The 18,880-nt window shown below is 64.0% G+C and carries 17 protein-coding genes; 11 read left to right on the top strand and 6 right to left on the bottom strand.

The window, feature by feature from the left end:
- Positions 1–118 precede the first annotated feature (118 nt).
- The 7 genes from scpA to ACSQ84_RS01410 all read left to right on the top strand — a co-directional run bounded on the left by scpA (position 119) and on the right by ACSQ84_RS01410 (position 8,766).
- Positions 119–2,275, top strand: coding sequence for a methylmalonyl-CoA mutase (scpA, locus tag ACSQ84_RS01440; RefSeq protein WP_436209866.1), 2,157 nt, complete (start codon positions 119–121; stop codon positions 2,273–2,275).
- 213 nt (positions 2,276–2,488) lie between these two features.
- The gene (locus ACSQ84_RS01435; protein ID WP_436209865.1) at positions 2,489–3,481 is read left to right on the top strand and encodes a tripartite tricarboxylate transporter substrate binding protein; all 993 of its coding nucleotides are present in this window, start codon (positions 2,489–2,491) and stop codon (positions 3,479–3,481) included.
- Positions 3,482–3,527: 46 nt separating this feature from the next.
- A complete protein-coding gene (locus tag ACSQ84_RS01430) occupies positions 3,528–4,013 on the top strand; it encodes a tripartite tricarboxylate transporter TctB family protein (protein WP_436209864.1) in 486 nt (161 codons plus the stop codon).
- Between the two features lie 3 nt (positions 4,014–4,016).
- On the top strand, positions 4,017–5,525 hold the full coding sequence (locus tag ACSQ84_RS01425) for a tripartite tricarboxylate transporter permease (RefSeq protein ID WP_436209863.1): 1,509 nt from the start codon (positions 4,017–4,019) through the stop codon (positions 5,523–5,525).
- Between the two features lie 52 nt (positions 5,526–5,577).
- The gene (meaB, locus tag ACSQ84_RS01420) at positions 5,578–6,567 is read left to right on the top strand and encodes a methylmalonyl Co-A mutase-associated GTPase MeaB (RefSeq protein ID WP_436209862.1); all 990 of its coding nucleotides are present in this window, start codon (positions 5,578–5,580) and stop codon (positions 6,565–6,567) included.
- The gene (locus ACSQ84_RS01415) at positions 6,564–7,217 is read left to right on the top strand and encodes a pyroglutamyl-peptidase I (RefSeq protein WP_436209861.1); all 654 of its coding nucleotides are present in this window, start codon (positions 6,564–6,566) and stop codon (positions 7,215–7,217) included. The genes meaB and ACSQ84_RS01415 overlap by 4 nt, the downstream gene beginning before the upstream one ends.
- 178 nt (positions 7,218–7,395) lie before the next feature.
- The gene (locus tag ACSQ84_RS01410) at positions 7,396–8,766 is read left to right on the top strand and encodes a TIGR03808 family TAT-translocated repetitive protein (RefSeq protein WP_436209860.1); all 1,371 of its coding nucleotides are present in this window, start codon (positions 7,396–7,398) and stop codon (positions 8,764–8,766) included.
- A 2-nt stretch (positions 8,767–8,768) separates the two neighbouring features.
- On the opposite strand, the gene ACSQ84_RS01405 is transcribed toward ACSQ84_RS01410, so the two are convergent.
- From ACSQ84_RS01405 to ACSQ84_RS01390, 4 genes are all read right to left on the bottom strand, one after another.
- Positions 8,769–9,266: a TIGR03809 family protein gene (locus ACSQ84_RS01405; RefSeq protein ID WP_436209859.1), complete on the bottom strand. Its 498-nt coding sequence runs from the start codon at positions 9,264–9,266 to the stop codon at positions 8,769–8,771.
- 490 nt (positions 9,267–9,756) lie between these two features.
- Entirely contained in the window at positions 9,757–11,592 is a 1,836-nt protein-coding gene (locus tag ACSQ84_RS01400) for a S8 family serine peptidase (protein WP_436209858.1), read from the bottom strand.
- Between the two features lie 35 nt (positions 11,593–11,627).
- Positions 11,628–12,335: a hypothetical protein gene (locus tag ACSQ84_RS01395; RefSeq protein WP_436209857.1), complete on the bottom strand. Its 708-nt coding sequence runs from the start codon at positions 12,333–12,335 to the stop codon at positions 11,628–11,630.
- The gene (locus ACSQ84_RS01390) at positions 12,332–12,901 is read right to left on the bottom strand and encodes a sigma-70 family RNA polymerase sigma factor (RefSeq protein WP_436209856.1); all 570 of its coding nucleotides are present in this window, start codon (positions 12,899–12,901) and stop codon (positions 12,332–12,334) included. The genes ACSQ84_RS01395 and ACSQ84_RS01390 overlap by 4 nt, the downstream gene beginning before the upstream one ends.
- A 411-nt stretch (positions 12,902–13,312) precedes the next feature.
- Here ACSQ84_RS01390 and ACSQ84_RS01385 point away from each other — a divergent pair, with 411 nt between their 5' ends.
- Positions 13,313–14,458 carry a GGDEF domain-containing protein gene (locus ACSQ84_RS01385; RefSeq protein ID WP_436209855.1) on the top strand — a complete coding sequence of 382 codons (1,146 nt, stop codon included), beginning with the start codon at positions 13,313–13,315 and terminating at the stop codon, positions 14,456–14,458.
- 64 nt (positions 14,459–14,522) lie between these two features.
- Positions 14,523–15,644 carry a DUF2336 domain-containing protein gene (locus tag ACSQ84_RS01380; RefSeq protein WP_436209854.1) on the top strand — a complete coding sequence of 374 codons (1,122 nt, stop codon included), beginning with the start codon at positions 14,523–14,525 and terminating at the stop codon, positions 15,642–15,644.
- Between the two features lie 106 nt (positions 15,645–15,750).
- On the opposite strand, the gene ACSQ84_RS01375 is transcribed toward ACSQ84_RS01380, so the two are convergent.
- Positions 15,751–16,389: an NrsF family protein gene (locus ACSQ84_RS01375; RefSeq protein WP_436209853.1), complete on the bottom strand. Its 639-nt coding sequence runs from the start codon at positions 16,387–16,389 to the stop codon at positions 15,751–15,753.
- A gap of 2 nt (positions 16,390–16,391) precedes the next feature.
- On the bottom strand, positions 16,392–16,937 hold the full coding sequence (locus ACSQ84_RS01370; protein WP_436209852.1) for a sigma-70 family RNA polymerase sigma factor: 546 nt from the start codon (positions 16,935–16,937) through the stop codon (positions 16,392–16,394).
- Positions 16,938–17,289: 352 nt separating this feature from the next.
- Here ACSQ84_RS01370 and ACSQ84_RS01365 point away from each other — a divergent pair, with 352 nt between their 5' ends.
- Positions 17,290–17,928: a hypothetical protein gene (locus tag ACSQ84_RS01365; protein ID WP_436209851.1), complete on the top strand. Its 639-nt coding sequence runs from the start codon at positions 17,290–17,292 to the stop codon at positions 17,926–17,928.
- Positions 17,929–18,044: 116 nt separating this feature from the next.
- Positions 18,045–18,824 carry an enoyl-CoA hydratase gene (locus ACSQ84_RS01360; RefSeq protein WP_436209850.1) on the top strand — a complete coding sequence of 260 codons (780 nt, stop codon included), beginning with the start codon at positions 18,045–18,047 and terminating at the stop codon, positions 18,822–18,824.
- Positions 18,825–18,880 lie beyond the last annotated feature (56 nt).

The raw sequence follows: 18,880 nt of genomic DNA, 5'->3' as shown, positions 1-18,880 counted from the left end.
TCATAGGAATAGGAGCGGACGGTCTCTCGCAAAATCATCAGAACGATCCCGTCTACAAGAAGAATGTCCAAAGATTGATTGAGCGAAATCAACAGTTCGAGGAAGAAAGCAAGAATAGATGACGCGCATCCCGAATTTTGCCGATGTCGCCTTCGAACCCGTCGCTGCAACGCAGCCCCCGGGCAACGCCGAGCCGTGGCTGACGCCTGAGGGCATCCTCGTCAAGCCCGCCTATAATGAGGCCGATCTCGAAGGCATCGACTTCCTCGAGACGTGGCCGGGCATTGCGCCCTATCTGCGCGGCCCCTACCCGACCATGTATGTCAACCAGCCCTGGACCATCCGGCAATATGCCGGGTTCTCTACGGCGGAGGATTCCAACGCGTTCTACCGCCGCAACCTCGCGGCCGGCCAGAAGGGTCTTTCGGTCGCGTTCGATCTGGCGACGCACCGCGGTTATGACTCGGATCATCCACGCGTCACCGGCGACGTTGGCATGGCCGGCGTCGCGATCGATTCCATTTACGACATGCGCACGCTGTTCTCCGGCATCCCGCTCGACCAGATGAGCGTGTCGATGACCATGAACGGCGCGGTGCTGCCGATCCTGGCGCTGTTCGTCGCCGCGGCCGAGGAACAGGGCGTAGCGCCGGAGAAACTGTCGGGCACCATTCAGAACGACATTCTGAAAGAGTTCATGGTGCGCAACACCTATATCTATCCGCCCGCGCCCTCGATGCGGATCATCTCGGACATCTTTGCGTACACTTCGCAGAAGATGCCGAAATACAATTCCATCTCCATCTCCGGCTATCACATGCAGGAAGCCGGTGCGACGCAGGACCTCGAGCTGGCCTATACGCTGGCCGACGGCGTCGAATATCTCCGCGCTGGCCTTGCCGCCGGCCTCGATGTCGACCGCTTTGCGCCTAGGCTGTCGTTCTTCTGGGCCATCGGCATGAATTTCTTCATGGAGGTGGCAAAAATGCGCGCGGCGCGGCTGCTCTGGGCCAAGCTGCTGACGCAGTTCAACCCGAAGGACCCGCGCTCGCTGTCGCTGCGCACGCATTGCCAGACCTCGGGCTGGTCGCTGACCGCCCAGGACGTCTTCAACAATGTGATGCGCACCACCATCGAGGCGATGGCGGCAACGCAAGGCCACACCCAGTCGCTGCACACCAACGCGCTCGACGAGGCCTTGGCGCTGCCGACCGATTTCTCGGCGCGCATCGCCCGCAACACGCAACTGTTCCTGCAGCAGGAGAGCGGCACCAACCGCATCATCGATCCCTGGGGCGGCTCCTACTACGTCGAACGGCTGACCCGCGATCTCGCCGCCAAAGCCTGGGGCCACATCCAGGAAGTCGAGGCGCTCGGCGGCATGGCAAAGGCGATCGAGGCCGGCGTGCCCAAACTGCGCATCGAGGAAGCCTCGGCGAAAACGCAGGCGCGGATCGACGCCGGACGGCAGGCCGTGATCGGCGTCAACAAATTCAAGCCGGTCAACGAGGCAGCCATCGACGTGCTCAAGGTTGAAAACTCCGCCGTGCGGCGGCTGCAGATCGACAAGCTCAAGCGGTTGCGCTCCGAGCGCAATCAAAAGGACGTCGACCAGGCGCTGGCGGCACTGACGCGCAGCGCCGGCGAAGGCAACGGAAATCTTCTGGCGCTGGCCATCGATGCGGCGCGCGCCAAAGCCACCGTCGGCGAAATCTCGGACGCGATGGAGAAAGTTTTTGGCCGCCACCGCGCGGAAATCAAATCCATCACCGGCGTCTACAAGCGGGAGGCGTCCACCATGTCCAACCGGGTCGAAAAGGTGCAGGCGCTGATCGATGCGTTCGAGGATGCCGAGGGCCGCCGGCCCCGCATTCTCGTCGCCAAGATCGGCCAGGACGGCCACGACCGCGGCCAGAAAGTGATCGCCTCGGCGTTCGCCGATGTCGGCTTCGACGTCGATATCGGGCCGCTGTTCGCCACCGCGGACGAAGCCGCCCGGCAGGCGGTCGAGAACGACGTGCATATCCTTGGACTATCGTCGCTGGCAGCCGCTCACCTCACCGCGGTGCCGGAATTGAAGGCCGCGCTGAAGAAGCAGGGCCGCGACGACATCATGATCATTATCGGCGGCGTGGTGCCGCCGCAGGATTACGATGCGCTCTATGCGGCCGGTGCGGAAGCGATCTTCCCGCCCGGCACCGTGATTGCCGACGCCGCCGAGGAGCTGATCCACAAGCTCAACGCAAGGCTGGGACATAGCGAGGCGGCGGAGTAACCTCACGCGGCCAGGCGCGGCCTTCCAGCGAAAGCCGCACATGGATACTTATCCGGGCCTCCCTGATTGCTACCACCGGATTTCCGGATTCAGGGTAATGTCCGCGGGCGATGATGTGCATCATCACGCAACCTTGCGAGCCCAGCGTAAAGCCGACTAGAATGCCGGACGACAAGAGCGCCCGCTGCCAGGGACGCCGCAGGGAGGACTACCATGACCAAAATTACGCGCCGCGCATTTGCGGCTTCATCCGTCGCAGCAGCGGCTTTCGCGGGTTTTGGTTTCAAGCCGGCGTCGGCGCAGGCCTATCCGGCACGGCCGGTGACCGTGATTGTGCCATGGGGCGCCGGCGGCGGCACCGATGCGACCGCGCGTATTGTGGCGGCACTGCTGGAGAAGGACCTCGGTCAGCCGTTCAACGTGGTCAACCGAACCGGTGGCTCCGGCGTGGTCGGCCATTCCGCGATCGCAACCGCGCCGCCCGACGGCTATACCATCGGCATGCTGACGGTGGAAATCTCGATGATGCACTGGCAGGGACTGACCGAACTGGGTCCAAAGAGCTACACCCCGCTGGCACTGATGAACGAGGACCCGCCCGGCATCCAGGTCCCTTCAGCATCGCCCTACAAGACGGTGAAAGAACTCGCCGACGCCATCAAGGCAGCACCCGTCGGCAAGTTCAAAGCCTCAGGCACCGGCCAGGGCGGCATCTGGCATCTGGCGCTGGTCGGCTGGATGCAGGCGCTCGGACTCCCCGCAAATCAGGTGGCCTGGGTACCGTCGAATGGCGCCGCGCCCGCGATGCAAGATCTCGCGGCCGGCGGTCTCGACCTGACCACCTGCTCGGTGCCGGAAGCGCGCGCGATCATCGAGGCCGGCAAGGCGCGCAGCCTTGCCATCATGGCGCCCAAGCGCAACCCGTCTTTCCCCGACGTGCCGACGCTCAAGGAGTCGATGGGCATCGACTATGCGACCGGGGCGTGGCGCGGCATTGCGGGTCCGAAGGGCCTGCCTGCGGATGTCGCGACCAAGCTCACGGCTTCGCTGAAGAAGGTCTACGACTCCAAGGAGTTCAAGGACTTCATGAGCAATCGTGGCTTCGGGACGGTGTGGGGTGACGCGGCGGAATTCGCGGCGTTCATGGAAAAGGGTGACGCCCAGATGGGCCAGGCAATGAAGGCTGCCGGCCTCTCCAAGGCCTGATCTGTCCCACCGGTGCACTTGCTCGGAAATCCGTAGGGCTCGTTTGATGCGTCTTCCCGATCAAGTCACGGGATTGTTTCTCGTCGGCCTCGGCACGGCTGCCGCTTATGGCGGCTGGCTGCTGCCGCCGGTGCCGGGCCAGCCGGTCGGCCCCAACGTATTCCCGCTGGTGATCGGATCGGGCCTCGCGCTGTGCGGATTGGCGATCACGTTCGGAGTCGGCCGCACCTTCGAGGAGGAAGAAGAAATTATTCCGCTCGAGGCCGGCCAAGCGCGGCCACCCAGCGGCAAGCTTTATGGCCTGCGCGCGCTGCTGCCGCCGGCGCTGCTACTGTTCTACGTCGCAGCAGCCGACCGGTTGGGCTTCATCATCACGGCCGCGTTGATCGTGTTCGTGACGTCGAGCGCGCTCGGCGCTCGCTGGAAGCTCTCGCTCCCCCTTGCTGTGCTGGCGCCGATCGCCATCCATCTGATTTTCAGCAAGCTGCTGCGCGTGCCGCTCCCGGCCGGGCTGTTGCCGATGCCTTGGTGACCGATGCTTAACACCCTGATTGACGCATTCGCGCTCATTTCCACCCGAGAGGTTATCGTCGCGATGCTGGCGGCATCGGTCTATGGGCTCGTCATCGGGTCGCTGCCCGGCCTGTCCGCGACGATGGCGACCGCCCTGCTGGTTCCGGTGACGTTCTACCTGTCACCGATTGCTGCGATAGCGACCATCGTGGCGGCGTCGACGATGGCGATCTTCGCCGGTGACATTCCCGGCGCGCTGCTCCGCATTCCCGGTACTCCCGCTTCGGCGGCTTACGCCGACGAAGCCTATGCCATGACTCGCAAGGGCGAAGCCGAATTGGCGCTCGGCGCCGGCGTGTGGTTCTCCGCCGTTGGCGGCATCGCCGGCACGCTCTCGCTGATGATCCTCGCGCCGCCGCTTGCCGAGATCGCGCTGTCGTTCTCGACGTTCGAATATTTCTGGCTCGCTTTCCTGGGCCTGATGTGCGCCACGCTGGTCGCACGCTCTTCGCCCGTAAAAGCCATCGCGAGCATGTTTATCGGCCTGCTCGTCGCCTGCGTCGGCATCGAAAATCCTGGCGGCGTGCCTCGCTTCACATTTGGAATGACCAATCTGTTCGGTGGCATCGAACCGATCCCGGCTCTGGTCGGCGTGTTTGCCGTCGCGCAGGTCATGCGTGCGATGCTGACACCCGAACCGCCGCCAATCCCGAAGCGCAGGTTCGGAAGCATCATGGCGGGCCAGTGGAGGCTCACCAAGAAGTATCACTTGCAGATGACCCGCGGCAACATCATTGGCATCATCATCGGGGTGCTGCCGGGCGCCGGGGCGGACATGGCCGCCTGGGTCAGCTACGCGATGTCCAAGCGCTTTTCGAAGGAGCCAGAGAAGTTCGGAACCGGCCATGTCGAGGGCCTGGTCGAAGCCGGCGCCAGCAACAATGCCAGCATCGCGTCGGGCTGGGTGCCATCATTGCTGTTCGGCATTCCCGGCGACACCATCGCGGCCATCGCCATCGGCGTACTTTACATGAAGGGACTGAACCCCGGCCCGACGCTGTTCACCGAGAAGGCGTCGAGCATGTATGCGATCTATCTCATGTTCATCATCGCCAACATCATCATGATTCCGCTCGGAATAGTCATGATCCGTCTGGCGAGCTACGTGTTGCGCGCGCCCCGGTCCTCGGTGATGCCCTTCATCATGTTGTGCTGTGCGGTCGGTTCGTTCGCCATCGGCAACAACACGTTCGGCGTCGTGACCGTCGCGGCTTTCGGAATCATCGGGTACGTGATGGAAGCCAACGGTTATCCGGTCGCCGCCATGGTGCTCGGTATCGTCATGGGCACCATGATCGAGCAGAGTTTCGTGACTTCGCTGATCAAGTCCGACGGCAGCGTGTTGCCGTTCTTCGAGCGCCCGATTTCTGCGATCCTCGCCGCCATGGCAATCGGCGCATTGATTTGGCCCGTGCTGCTTTGGGGGTGGCGACGGCTCAAAGCCACTTCGCCCGCGACCTCGTCCCCCTGATACATCCGTACGATCCCCTCGCCTGCACCGCGCAGCCGTTGTAAACCAAGGCATGAACCGGCCGATTGCTTCTCCCGATATCGAAAAGCTCGCCAAGGACCTGCGCGCCGGCAGCCGCGCCGCGCTGGCGCGAGCCATCACGCTGATCGAGAGCCGCCGCGGCGACCACCAGGCCGCCGCGCGCGACCTGGTGCAGGCGCTGCTGCCCGACACCGGCAAGGCTGTGCGCGTCGGCATCACCGGCTCGCCCGGGGTCGGCAAATCAACCACCATCGACGGGCTCGGCATGTTCCTGATCGAGCGCGGCCACAAGGTCGCCGTGCTCGCAGTCGACCCGTCCTCGGCGCGGACCGGCGGTTCCATTCTCGGCGACAAGACGCGGATGGCGCGGCTGTCGGCCTCCGACAACGCCTTCATCCGGCCCTCGCCGGCATCAGGCACGCTCGGCGGGGTCGCAGCCAAAACCCGCGAGGCGATGTTGTTGTGCGAGGCCGCCGGCTTCGACGTGGTGCTGGTCGAGACAGTCGGCATCGGCCAGTCCGAGACCGCGGTCTGCGACATGACCGACTTCTTCCTGGCCCTGATGCTGCCCGGCGCCGGCGACGAATTGCAAGGCATCAAGAAGGGCCTGGTCGAACTCGCCGACATGATCGCGGTCAACAAGGCCGATGGCGACAATGTCAAACGCGCCAATCTGGCGGCGGCCGAATATCGCGGCGCGCTGCATATTCTAACGCCCCGTTCGGAGCACTGGCATCCCCCGGTATTGACCTATTCGGCGCTCACCGGCACCGGCATGGACACGCTGTGGCAGAAGGTTCTCGATCACCGCACCGCCATGAATGCGTCGGGCGAATTCGCAGACAGGCGGCGCGCGCAGCAGGTGAAATGGATGTGGTCGATGCTGGAGCAGCGGATGATGGCGCGGCTGCGCGCCGACGCCACGATCCGTGCCAGGGTGAAAAAGACCGAGGCCGAAGTGGCCGACGGCCGCATCACACCGGCGGTCGCCGCCGAACAGATCGCGGAGATGCTGCGGTGAGCGACAGGCTTCGCATTCTCGTCACCGGTTTTGGGCCGTTTCCCGGCGCGCCGTATAATCCGACGCAGGGACTGGTCGAGCGGCTGTTGCGGCTGCGTCGTCCCGCTTTCTCCGACATCGAATTGTCCAGCCATATCTTTCCCGTGACCTACAAAGCGGTCGATCTCGAATTGCCTCAAGCACTCGCAAAATACCGGCCGCAGGCAATACTGATGTTCGGGCTGGCGGGCCGCACCGCGCATCTCCGCATCGAAACCCGTGCGCGCAACGCCGTGACTTTGCTGTGGCCGGATGCGGCGCAAACCCGCGTCCGCAAGGGATCGATCGGCCTCGGCCCGGATGCGTTGCGGTTTGGCCCGCATACGCTGCGGCTGCTGCGCGCCGCGCTCGGCACTGGCATCGATGCGCGGCCGTCGCGCGATGCCGGGAGTTATCTTTGCAATTATCTGAGCTGGCGCGCGATCGAGGCTGCCAGCACCGACGAGCATCTCCGCCTGGCGTCGTTCGTGCACATACCTCCGCTCGCACGCGGCGACGCGTTACGGCGCAAGGGCAACGCACGCATCACGCTGGATGAATTGGTCGATGCCGGCGAAGCGATGTTGCTGGAAATGGTTATGCTGGCAAGACGGGCGGCACGAGCTTCGTAGGGCGGGCAAAGCGCAAGCGTGCCCACCAACGCAGTGCGCGCAAGCGGCGTCAGTCCCAGTTAACCCTACCCGCAACAAACCCCCTGTTCCGCCCTCGCGTTCACCATGCGCCGGGGCATTTTCGCGCTACCTTTGGCGTGCGAATGCCACGGCCTGCATTGCGCGAGGATATCAAATCATGGACGCAAAACGCCGCCAGTTCATGGGGGTTTCCGCTGCCGGTATTGCCGGCGCAATGGCGATGTCGCCGGACAACGCGCGCGCCGCGCCGCCGGCCTCGGCGTTCGGACGCGACGCCACGCAATTTGGCGTGCGCCCCGGCAGCCCTGACGATCAAACCAGGGCGCTGCAGCGCGCGATCGATGAAGCCGCGCGGGCGCAGGTGCCGCTGTCGCTGCCGCCGGGCGTTTACCGCAGCGGGATGTTGCGGCTGCAAAACGGCTCGCAACTGGTCGGGGTGCGCGGCGCCACCAAATTCGTCTTCAATGGCGGCGCATCGATGCTGCAGAGCGAGGGCGCCGGCGGCATCGGGCTATCCGGCATCACCTTCGACGGCGGCACCGTTCCGCTGCCGACGCGGCGCGGTCTGATTCATTGCGTCAGTGGACGCGATATCCGTATCACCGACTGCGAGATCACCGCCAGCGGCGGCAACGGCATCTGGCTCGAGCAGGTCTCCGGCGACATCAGCGGCAATATCTTCACCAAGATCGCCACCACGGCGGTGGTGTCGTTCGATGCGCGGGGCTTGATCGTCTCGCGCAACACCATCATCGACACCAACGACAACGGCATCGAGATCCTGCGCACGGCGATCGGCGATGACGGCACGCTGGTGGTGGACAATCGCATCGAGGACATCAAGGCCGGCCCCGGCGGCTCCGGCCAGTATGGCAACGCCATCAACGCCTTCCGCGCCGGCAATGTGATTGTACGCGGCAACCGCATCCGCAATTGCGATTATTCGGCGGTGCGCGGCAATTCGGCCTCGAACATCCAGATATCAGGCAACAGCGTCAGCGACGTCCGCGAGGTCGCGCTGTATTCGGAGTTCTCGTTCGAAGGCGCCGTCATCGCCAACAACACCGTCGATGGGGCCGCCGTCGGCGTCTCCGTCTGCAATTTCAACGAGGGCGGCCGCATCGCGGTCGTGCAGGGCAACGTCATCCGCAATTTGCTGCCGAAGCGGCCGGTCGGCACCATTCCCGACGATGATGCCGGCATCGGTATCTATGTCGAAGCGGACAGCTCCGTGACCGGCAATGTGATCGAGAACGCGCCCTCGTTTGGGATCATCGCCGGTTGGGGAAAATATCTCCGCGACGTCGCCATCACGGGCAATGTGATCCGCAAGGCCTTTGTCGGTGTCGGCGTATCGGTGGTGCCGGGCGCAGGCACGGCGCTGGTCAACAACAACATGATTTCGGAAACCCCGCGCGGCGCCGTGGTCGGCCTCGACCACGCCCGCGCCATCACGACCGACCTGTCCGCCGAGGGCGCCCAGCGCTACGCGCAGGTGGTGATCGGGGCCAATGCGGTGCGGCGGTAGACCTACAGCGCGTTGCGCAGCAGCGGGTAGCGTTGCTGGATGACGTCGAGATCCAGCGTCGGCGGCGCGAGATCATCCAGCGCCGGCGCGTCGGGCACCGAGGGCGCCTCAGCGGAATCAGTGAGCACGCTTTCCAGCGCGGCGAGGACGTCGCCGGGGATTTCACGCGGCGGCTCGGCCGGAATGGGCGCGGGGCGCTGATACAGAGGAACCCGCTCGCGCAGCCGTTCGCCGTGATGCTGCACCGGCGCTCCGCGTCCGAGCCAGGAGAGGTCGACGGCGGTGTTGTCGAGCGAGGCCTCACGGGTCTCCAGCTTGCGCCAGAGCTCGACCGCGTCCTTGGCTTCCCGGATATTTTCGAGAAATGCGTGTTCGGTGTGAAACCGCCGCCAGCGGCCGGTCTCGAACAGTTCGGTTAGGTAGTCCAGCCGTTGCTCCGCAAGGTTACACCAGCGGGAAACGATATCGCGGCCACGCGCCACGTCTACGTGATGTGTCATAAACCTGCCCGTAAAGAGAAGAACGGACGCAGACGCAACCGAGACGAATCAACTGGACGTGATGGGGATATTCTGTGGAAAACTTCTTGCTTGTCCAGTACGTGGGATTACGGGCGACCATCCAGTGAAAGAAACCCGCATGAATAAGGGGTTACCCGCGCGATCCACGGTCAAGCCGCACAGCGGCATGGCCGCGTTGCGTGGCCAAGTTCTGATCTGATTGATGCGCCGTGACGGCGCGAACCCGGATTTGCCCTGCGGCGGGTGGGCCTTCGCACAGAAAACGATCTTGAAAAGAAAAGACCCGTCCGGGGGGACAACCGGACGGGTCAAGCCATATGGGCGCTTGGGGTGGATGGGCGCTCGCGCCTAATACAGCCGATGGGGAGGGATAACCGCTCCCACATTCATTAGTCGCAGCAGCTTTGCCGGACGTTCAAAAGGCCGATCGATTTTTTTAACTTTTTATCCGGGGCAAGGCGGCCGGAAATCAGCGCGCAGCGGGGCGATTGACGTTGTTTGCGGCCGATTTCTCCGACGCCATCGACGGCGCGGAATCGTTCATCGCCCGGCTCACGGAAGTGTTATCGGCGGCAGCCGGCGTCTTCTGTGAACCCGGAGCTCCCGAAACCGCAGCGAGCGGTACCGCCGGCGCAGCGGTCGAGGCGGTGACCGCCGCGAATGCATCGGCCTCGCCGGCCCCGAACAGATCGTCGCGGCCGGGCGCGCCAAGATCGCGGGCCGTCTTCGTCAGGATCGCGCGCAAATCGTTGGGCTTCAATGCAGGGTTGCGCTCCAGCATCAGCGCGGCCACGCCGCTGACATAGGCGGCAGAAAACGAGGTACCCGACGTGATCTGGTATTTATCGTCCGGCGCCGGCAGGAAAACATCCGCGCCGGGAGCTGCGATCGCGATATGGACACCGCGGTTCGATGCCGCGAACAGCTTTGCCTGCGCATCGGTTCCGCTCACCGCAATGACGTTCGGATTGGCCGCGGGATAGAGTGCTGGCGATTTGGCGCCGGCATTGCCGGCGGCGGCCACCATCAGGATCCCCCTGGCGGCGGTCGCGGCAACGCCGCGCTCGATCAGGGGATCCTTCGGACCGGCGAAACTCATGTTGATGATCTGCGCACCGTGCTCGGCCGCATAATCGAGCCCCTTCAGGATCACATAGGAGGTGCTTTCCGCGCCATTTGCGCCGCCGCCGAACGCGCGGATCGCCAATAGCCGCGCCTCCGGCGCGCTCCCCATCAGCTTGCCATGCGCCACGATCGCACCGGCAATGCCGGTGCCGTGGACATGCGGGCCTTCCTTGCTGCCGAGCGCGTCGAAGCTATCGGCAACCGAATTGACGAGTTCGGGATGTTTGACGTCAACGCCTGAATCGATCACCGCGATGGTAACGTTCATGCCCCGGACCAACTTGTGCGCCTGCGGCAAGCGAAGCTGTGTGACCGCGTATTGTGCGGCGTCGCCCTCGCTCGACCGCCTCTGATCCTGCAGGAAATAGCGGAAATTGAGCTGTACCGACTTCACGATGCCGCTGCTGTCAGCGGCGAGTTCACGGCGGACGAGGTCCACCGGGCGCTGATCGATGATGCGGAACAGGCCGATGGTACCGCCGATCAGCGGAAATTCCTGCGATGCGAGCCGCTCCAGCCCGTGACGCCGGGCCAGTTCATCGGCTTGCGCCGGCGATAACGCGCTGTCAATTTCGGCGACCAGTTCGTTGGGGATCGCGCGCGTGTCGATCGCCGCCTGCGGCGGCGCGTTGTTGCGCGGACCGTTAACGCCCTTCTTGGCCGTGGCCGAGGCGCCATTGCCGCCGCCATCGGCCGAGACCACCGGACGGTCGAAACATTCGCCGTCAGGGCCGCGATTGGCGTATTGGCAGACCGGATAGAGGTTGGGTGAAAAACGCAAGGGAAGCGACGGGTCCACGCCGACCCGCGAGATCTCGGGACGCGAGTGCGGTATTCGCCCGACGGACGTTCCCCCGCCTCCGCCGGGGTTGGTCGGCGGAGTTCGCGCGATGACGCCCACCGTGGGCCGATTGGCGATGACGGGTCGGTTCGCGATGACAGGCCGATTCGTGATCACGGGCCGGTTGGTGATGACAGGCCGGTTGGTGATGACCGGCCGCGACGTCACTGTCGGATTGATGGTCGGTACCCGGGAATCCATGCGCAGGCTCGGCGTGCGCATGATGCCTTGCGCGTAAGCCACCGAACCGCCGAGAAGGACAAGCGGCAGCGCCACCGCCGACAGTACCGATGCCGCGCGCCGCGCCCTTGTCCGCCAATTCACGCCAACATCGACCATGGGACCTCGGCTTGGTCAGATATGCGACCGACGCCTTACGGCGTCGGCACCGCAAGACTGACGATCTTCTCACCTTGCAACTTGCTCATCAAACTCTCGACTTCGTCCTTACCCAGCGCGCGATTGCCAAACTGCAGGCGGAACATGCCGCCCTTGGCGCCATCGACGATCGAGGCCTGATAATTGTCCAGGAGCGCGGTGATGTCGGCAATGCGCGCTTCCGGCGCAAACCGCACCAGCGCGCGCGGCGGCACCGCGACACCGAGATCGCGGGTAAGGGGCGCCGCGGTCTGATTCAGGCTCAGCGAAGCGGTCTGGAACGAAGCGGCCTGGTTCTTCATCAGCACCGCGCCGATCACGCCGGCCTGCAGCAGCAGCGCAACAGCGCCGAGGCTCGCCGACCAGGCCAGCGTCCGCGGCGAAAGCTTTGCGAAGAATTCCGAGACCCGCGCCGAAAGGCTGGTCGACAGCGACGGCTTGCGCACCGGCTCGCCGTCGATCGCCGCGAACAGCTTCTGCATGGCGCGCGCCGACGGCGCACCCAGGCTCTCGTTGAGATGAATGGTCTCGGCGTATTCTTCCTGGATAACGGCATATTGCCGGGCCAGGTCGGGATCGCTGGCGAGCGCCTCATCGACGCGGCGCGTATCGCGCGCGTTCAGCGTGCCGGCCGCGTGGAATGGCAGCAGCATCTCGATTTCGCTGGGCTCTTGGTCCAGCATTTTCTTGCTCATCGCCATCATGGCCAACCTCGTTCAATGCCGGCTGCCTTCAGCAGTTCGGCCAATTTCTTGCGCGCATAAAACAGGCGCGTCTTGACGGTGTTTTCGGGAATTCCGACGATTTCGGCCACCTCTTCCACGGACTTCTCGTGGTAGTAGACGAGATCGACGATCTCCCGATGCTCTGGCGAAAGTGATGTCAGGCACTTGCGCAACGCGTCACTGGTATCTTTCTTCTGCACCGCCACTTCCGGATCATCGGACGTATCCTCGATCGCGTTCGCGGTCTCATCGTCCAGTCCAACATCCTTCCGGCGCCTAAGTGCCGACAGGGCCTTGAACCGCGTAATCGCCAGCAGCCAGGTGGTAACGGCGGATCGGCCTTCAAACTTGCCAGCCTGGCGCCATACATCGAGAAACACCTCACTGATGAGGTCTTCCGCAACCTGTTCGTCCCTTACGAGCCGAAGCCCGAAACGGAACACCCTGACATGGTGCCTTCCGTAAAGCACCTGCATGGCGAGCCGGTCGCCTTGAGCGATCCGAGCGATCAGAATTTCGTCTGAAGCCGCCTGTGTCGCACTCAATTGCCGTCTCGCAAGGTTGGTCGGGGGGAGATGACGGAGGGTTCGATTGCCGAGGCAAGATTCTTCACATTACGGCAATGACCGGACTGCATGTGTGATCTACCCCACAGAGGATCGCCGGACGGCCGAGATGCCGGCGAGAACGAACGAAGGCCCGGAATTGGTACCATAATACGGAATTGCTTTCCTAGAGGTTGTGCGACCCGTTGCGACCTTACCAAAGGCTTGGCCCGCGGGGCAGCATCTTGTTGAGCTGCAGCGCGGGCGTCGCAGCCGTCCGAATCTGCCGAATTTCCGTTGCGAAACAGGGTAATGGCAGTGTTTTAACGGACCAGATTCGGTTCCAAAGGATACCAAACCTAAAGGCTTTCCCACGTAGATTCTTGAGCAGTTCCACCGACTGCGAGACCCATGGGCACTGCGGCCTTCTCATTCGTGAATCCGGCCGATCTGGATGGCGGCGTCGGTTCCCAGCCGACGGCGAAGGCGCTTGCCCGGCGCTCAAAGCAGCGCCGCCAGATTCTCGTGATGATCGGGGCCAGCTACGTGATCGACGCCGGGGTCCTGCTGCTCTATGCGCAGGCCGGCTCGACACCGCTCATGATCGCGCCGGCCTATGCGGCGTCCGGCCTGACACTGGTGATTTTCAGCGCCATCCTTTCGGAGTTCGGGTTCAACGAGCGCTTCAAGGATCATTATCTGGTCGCCCCGCAGGCGACCGTCTGCATGCTGATTGCGCTGGCGTTCACCTATCTCGCGCCGGAAGTCGGCGGGATGTTCCTGTGCACCCTGTTCATCGTGTTCAGCTTCAGTTCGCTACGCTCGAGCCCTGCGCAGACCATGGTGATCTGGACGGCGATGACGATCGGCCTGGCCGGGCTGTTCCTTTTGACCGACAAGCCGATCTCGATGCCGCACGGCAGTCATCTCGAGCGCTTTGCCACCCTGCTGGTGTTCGTCCTCACCATCGGGCGCTGCATGTTCCTCGGGATATTCTCCAGTTCGCTGAAACAATCGCTCTATCAGAGCGGGCTGAAACTCAAGGAAGCCTACAAACGGATCGAGGAACTCGCCGAACTCGACGAGTTGACCGGATCGTATAACCGCCGCTGCATCATGCGGATGCTGGATGAAGAGATCGCCCGCGCCGGCCGCACCGGCGCGCCCTGCTCGATTGCATTGATCGATCTCGACTGGTTCAAGCGCATCAACGACGCCTTTGGTCACCCGACCGGCGACGAGGTGCTGCGGACATTCGCCATCACGATGTTCGCCAACATCCGCGGCATCGACCGCTTCGGCCGCTACGGCGGTGAAGAGTTCTTGCTGGTGCTGCCCGACATGAGCACCGAGAACGCCGTGCGCACGCTCGACCGGCTGCGTGGGATCATTGCCGAGCTCGACTGGAGCGCATTCTCGCCCGACATGCGCGTGACCATTTCCGCAGGCGTCGCGACGCTGACGCCGGAGGAAACCCCGGACCTTTTCCTCGCGCGGGCCGATTGCGCGCTTTACGCAGCCAAGGCACGGGGACGCAATCGCATCGCCAGCGCCTGAACCGACCCTTTCAGTTCCGGTGGCGGAGAATCCGCCGCCGGCTCTTGCTCCAGGATAGAGTCATATGAGTTCGAAGTCCGCCACCGCACCCCTCAGCCTGCTCGACGAGCTGCAGACCACGCTCGCGCACGGGACCGTTGCCCGCCGGGTCGAGACCCTGCGCCGGGTAACCGACCTCTTCATCGACGGTGTGGTGGATTATTCGGACGAACAGGTCGGGCTGTTCGATGATGTCTTCCAATGCCTGATCGTCCACATCGAAACTTCAGCCAAGACATTGCTTGCCAACCGCCTCGCCCCGATCGACACGGCGCCGCCGCTGACGATCCGGGCGCTGGCATTCGACGACGTGATCGAGGTCGCCGGACCTGTGCTGTCGCAATCGGTACGGCTTGACGACAAGACCCTGATCGAGAATGCGCGCAGCAAGAGCCAGGCGCATTTGATGGCGATCTCGACGCGAAAAATATTGAGCGGCGCGGTCACCGACGTGCTGGTCCAGCGCGGCAACGATGAGGTGGTCCAGAGCACCGTCAACAATCCGGGCGCCGAATTCACCGAACGCGGCTTTACGCGGCTGGTCAATCGCGCCGAGGGAGACGACAACCTCACGACCTGCATCGGTCTGCGCCCGACGATCCCGCGGCATCTCTATTTGAAGCTGCTGGCCAAGGCGTCCGACACCGTGCGGCAGCGGCTGGAGGCGGCCAATCCACAACTGGCGGCGCAGGTACCGACCGCGGTCAAGGAGGCGACGCGGCGCGCGCGCTCCGCGCCGTCCGCAGTCACCAAAAACACCGAGATTGCCCACGCGCTGGTCAAATCGCTTTACCAGGACGGCCGGCTCGACGAATTCCAGCTGGCGTCGTTTGCCGAGGCCGGCAAATTCGACGAAGCCAACGCCTCCGTCGCAGCGCTGGCCAACGTGCCGGTGACGATCGCCGAGAACATGATGATCGAAACCCGCGCCGAAGGCGTGATGATCCTGGCGAAAGTGGCGAACCTTTCATGGTCCACCGTTCGGGCCATCATCAACATGCGCGACGAGTTATCGGGCGGGGAGTCCACCGACATCGCGGCGTGCAAGGACACCTATGAGCGGCTGCGGCCTTCGACCGCCCAGCAGGTGCTGCGCTTCCACCGCATGCAGCAAAACGCACCCGCGACGGCAGCTGCTAAGACCTGATCGGAACGATCTGGTCTTAGCTCTTTTGCGTTGACGCATTTTCTTCGCGCGAACCGGTTTCCACCCCGGGTCAAGTCCAGGGCAGGCTTTCGCTTGAAAACGCTCTTTAGAACCTGAGCAGTTTCGATCCGGCGAGGGCGCCGATCGCCGTCACCAGCGCGGTCGAGAGCGTATACCAGGTCGCCACGAACAGCGGTGAATCGTCCGTGCAATGCGACGCGTAGAGCGTCGCCGCCAATCCCGCCGACAACAGTCCCGCGACGGCGCCGGCCAGAGCTGGCCGCGACGGCGCGCCGTGACGCAAGCCAATCAGCGCGCCTGCCAGGATCGGCAATGACAGCAGCGGTATCGCCGTCATGCACATCCGCGAATTGTTGCCCACCAGCCGCGTCATCATCGGCAGCCGCTGCGGCATCATCATCTCGCCGCCGATGCCCGCGGTCAGAAGTCCGGCCGGGATCAACAGCAGCCAGCCGAAGCCGCGCAGCGAGGCTTCCGGCCGCGACAGATGCAGGCTGACGGCAATGGCCGCGATCGCCAGCGCCAGCGTCACGGCGAATTTCAGGTCGAAGAATGGATTGCGCATCGCGGTCATCACGTCGGACCGGATGCCAAGCTCGGTGAAAAACATCAAAAGCGAGACGGGAGCCGCCGCCATCAGCGCCAGCATCAGCGCAAAGCCGACCGGCCGCGCGCGATGCGCGTTGTCGGCCGCCAGGGTTTTGATGAGCTGATCGGTATCCATCATCATTGTTCCCGTAACTTCGCCGTCAGGCTGGTCAAGCCCCGATGCAGCGCTACCCGCACCGCGCCCTCGCTCATCGCCAGTTTGGCCGCGGTATCCTTGATCGAAGCACTCTCGACGGCGATCGACTGCAGGACGTCGCGCTGACGCGCCGGCAGCGACTGCAACTGGGCGGCGACCTCGCCCGCCGACGCCGTCTCAACCGGGGCCTCGCCCGGGAGCACCTCGGCAAAGTCGTCAATGTTGACGAACACCCGCCGGCCCCGGCGCCGCAGCGCATCGATCAGCTTGTTGCGGGCGATCGCAAACAGCCAAGGGGCAAACGGGGCGCTGACGTCCCAGGTGTGCCGCTTCAAATGGACCGCCAGCAAAATGTCCTGCACGATGTCCTCGGACTGATCGACCGGTTGACCTGCACGCGCCAGCCCGCGGCGCGCCGCGGCCCGGAGCACCGGCGTGACGGCCTTGAGCAGGCGATGATACGCCGCACTGTCGCCTGAAATGGCCGACCGCATCAGGCCGGTCCATTCGTCCTCACGTTCGCGCACGCGCGCTCCCACATTGCAATTCGTTCGTTTTTTCAATTTGTTACGCCAGGGCGCTCCGATCACGAATTCGTGATCCGCTAGCCCGAGCGTTTCTCGTCGCGCATCTGGTCCGGGAATCGGCCCGGCCGCTCCTTACTCGCTGGCTCATACCATCGATCGCTCCGCCTCGCACTCGCGAGCCCCCGGACCACGCAATCTCGCAACCAAAATACGCTGGGCTTATTCGCTCGCTGCAACACTGCTGCCCGGTTTTCGCCCGGTGTTGCCCGAAGATTCCCTTTTTCTGCCGCGCTGTGGACACGGGCAGGGTCTCATTTCGCTCTTGGGCGCGGGCAAATGGGGAGATTGCCACATGATGGTCAAAGCCAGCGGGCGCTCGGCGTTGATATTAGCAACAGGGCTCTTCGTATGTCTTGCGGGGCCATCTCCGGTAACGGCGGCCAGCACGGATCGCGCGGCCGCGACGTCGAAATCGGAAGGCGCGACGTCCGGAAAGGCCGTCCGGCAAGGCGTGCACCACTGGAAGCGGTACACGCGTCGATCGGGCAAATTCGCGTCCAAGCCTGCTGCCGAGACCAGGAAGGACGTCGCCGACGCCTCGGCTGACGGCGCGCTCACGATTCCGGCGTCCGTCGCCAATGCCAATGCACAACTGGCTTCCGCCGATGCGCCGGCCGACAGCGCCCGGGCGATGACGGCAAAGGCCAACACCATCCTGCTGGCGGCCGCCGACAAGCCGGCGGAAACGCAGCCCGCGGCTGGCGCAGTGGTTTCCTCCGATCAGCTCAACGATGTCGATCGGGCCCTGCAGCAGAACCCGGCCACGCAGACCGTCGCGATGGCCCCGGTCAAACCCACCGGCGCGGCGCCGGTTCTGGCTTCCAGCAGTGAGAGTTCGACCTGGGATCAGACCTCGCTGATCGGAAAAATCTTCATCGCCTTTGGCGCATTACTGACGATGGCCTCTGCTGCGCGCATGTTCATGGCGTAGGTATCGGGCACCGGACGCAGGCGAAACGGGCCGCCCCTTTCACCCCACTGTAACCCACTTGAAGCCCATCCCGTCAGGGGGCACATTGCCCGCCAGATCAGGCACCGGGGTGGACCATGGCTACGTTCGAACACATCATTGTCGAAAGCAAAGGCGCGGTTGGCATCATCACGCTGAACCGCCCGAAAATGCTCAATGCGCTGTCGTTCGGCGTGTTCCGCGAAATCGCCGCCGCGGTCGATGACCTCGAAGCCGACGACGCGATCGGATGCATCCTGGTCACCGGCAGCGAAAAGGCCTTTGCGGCAGGCGCCGACATCAAGGAAATGCAGCCGAAGACTTTCATCGACATGTTCTCCAGCGATTTTTCCGCCATCGGCGGCGACCGCATCGCCACCTGCCGCAAGCCGACGATCGCGGCCGTCAGCGGCTATGCGCTCGGCGGCGGCTGCGAGCTTGCGATGATGTGCGACATCATCATTGCCTCCGACACCGCCAAGTTCGGCCAGCCGGAGATCACGCTCGGCACCATTCCCGGCATCGGCGGTACGCAGCGGCTGACGCGCGCGATCGGCAAGTCCAAGGCGATGGATCTCTGTCTCACGGGGCGGATGATGGACGCCGCAGAAGCCGAGCGTTCGGGCCTGGTCAGCCGCGTCGTGCCGGCGGCCAAGTTGATGGGCGAAGCGCTGGCGGCGGCGGAGCAGATCGCCGCGATGTCGCGTCCCGCGGCCGTGATGGCCAAGGAAGCCATCAACCGGGCGTTCGAGACACCGCTGTCGGAAGGTATGAATGTCGAGCGCAATCTGTTTCACTCGACCTTTGCGCTGGAAGACCGCTCCGAGGGCATGGCGGCCTTCATCGAGAAGCGCAAGCCGGTGAACAAGAACCGGTGAGTTTCGCGAGCTCTTTCCACCTGTCGTCCCGGCCTTGCGCCGGGACGACGCTGGAG

The organism is Bradyrhizobium sp. LjRoot220, from assembly GCF_964252915.1.
Classification (GTDB): Bacteria; Pseudomonadota; Alphaproteobacteria; order Rhizobiales; family Xanthobacteraceae; genus Bradyrhizobium.
This window is presented reverse-complemented; position numbering and strand designations above follow the sequence as displayed.

Coding starts and splice junctions, on each gene's coding strand:
- scpA (WP_436209866.1), top strand. CDS start 119: ATGACGCGCATCCCGAATTTTGCCGATGTCGCCTTCGAACCCGTCGCT.
- ACSQ84_RS01435 (WP_436209865.1), top strand. CDS start 2,489: ATGACCAAAATTACGCGCCGCGCATTTGCGGCTTCATCCGTCGCAGCA.
- ACSQ84_RS01430 (WP_436209864.1), top strand. CDS start 3,528: ATGCGTCTTCCCGATCAAGTCACGGGATTGTTTCTCGTCGGCCTCGGC.
- ACSQ84_RS01425 (WP_436209863.1), top strand. CDS start 4,017: ATGCTTAACACCCTGATTGACGCATTCGCGCTCATTTCCACCCGAGAG.
- meaB (WP_436209862.1), top strand. CDS start 5,578: ATGAACCGGCCGATTGCTTCTCCCGATATCGAAAAGCTCGCCAAGGAC.
- ACSQ84_RS01410 (WP_436209860.1), top strand. CDS start 7,396: ATGGACGCAAAACGCCGCCAGTTCATGGGGGTTTCCGCTGCCGGTATT.
- ACSQ84_RS01405 (WP_436209859.1), bottom strand. CDS start 9,266: ATGACACATCACGTAGACGTGGCGCGTGGCCGCGATATCGTTTCCCGC.
- ACSQ84_RS01400 (WP_436209858.1), bottom strand. CDS start 11,592: ATGGTCGATGTTGGCGTGAATTGGCGGACAAGGGCGCGGCGCGCGGCA.
- ACSQ84_RS01395 (WP_436209857.1), bottom strand. CDS start 12,335: ATGATGGCGATGAGCAAGAAAATGCTGGACCAAGAGCCCAGCGAAATC.
- ACSQ84_RS01385 (WP_436209855.1), top strand. CDS start 13,313: ATGGGCACTGCGGCCTTCTCATTCGTGAATCCGGCCGATCTGGATGGC.
- ACSQ84_RS01380 (WP_436209854.1), top strand. CDS start 14,523: ATGAGTTCGAAGTCCGCCACCGCACCCCTCAGCCTGCTCGACGAGCTG.
- ACSQ84_RS01375 (WP_436209853.1), bottom strand. CDS start 16,389: ATGGATACCGATCAGCTCATCAAAACCCTGGCGGCCGACAACGCGCAT.
- ACSQ84_RS01365 (WP_436209851.1), top strand. CDS start 17,290: ATGATGGTCAAAGCCAGCGGGCGCTCGGCGTTGATATTAGCAACAGGG.
- ACSQ84_RS01360 (WP_436209850.1), top strand. CDS start 18,045: ATGGCTACGTTCGAACACATCATTGTCGAAAGCAAAGGCGCGGTTGGC.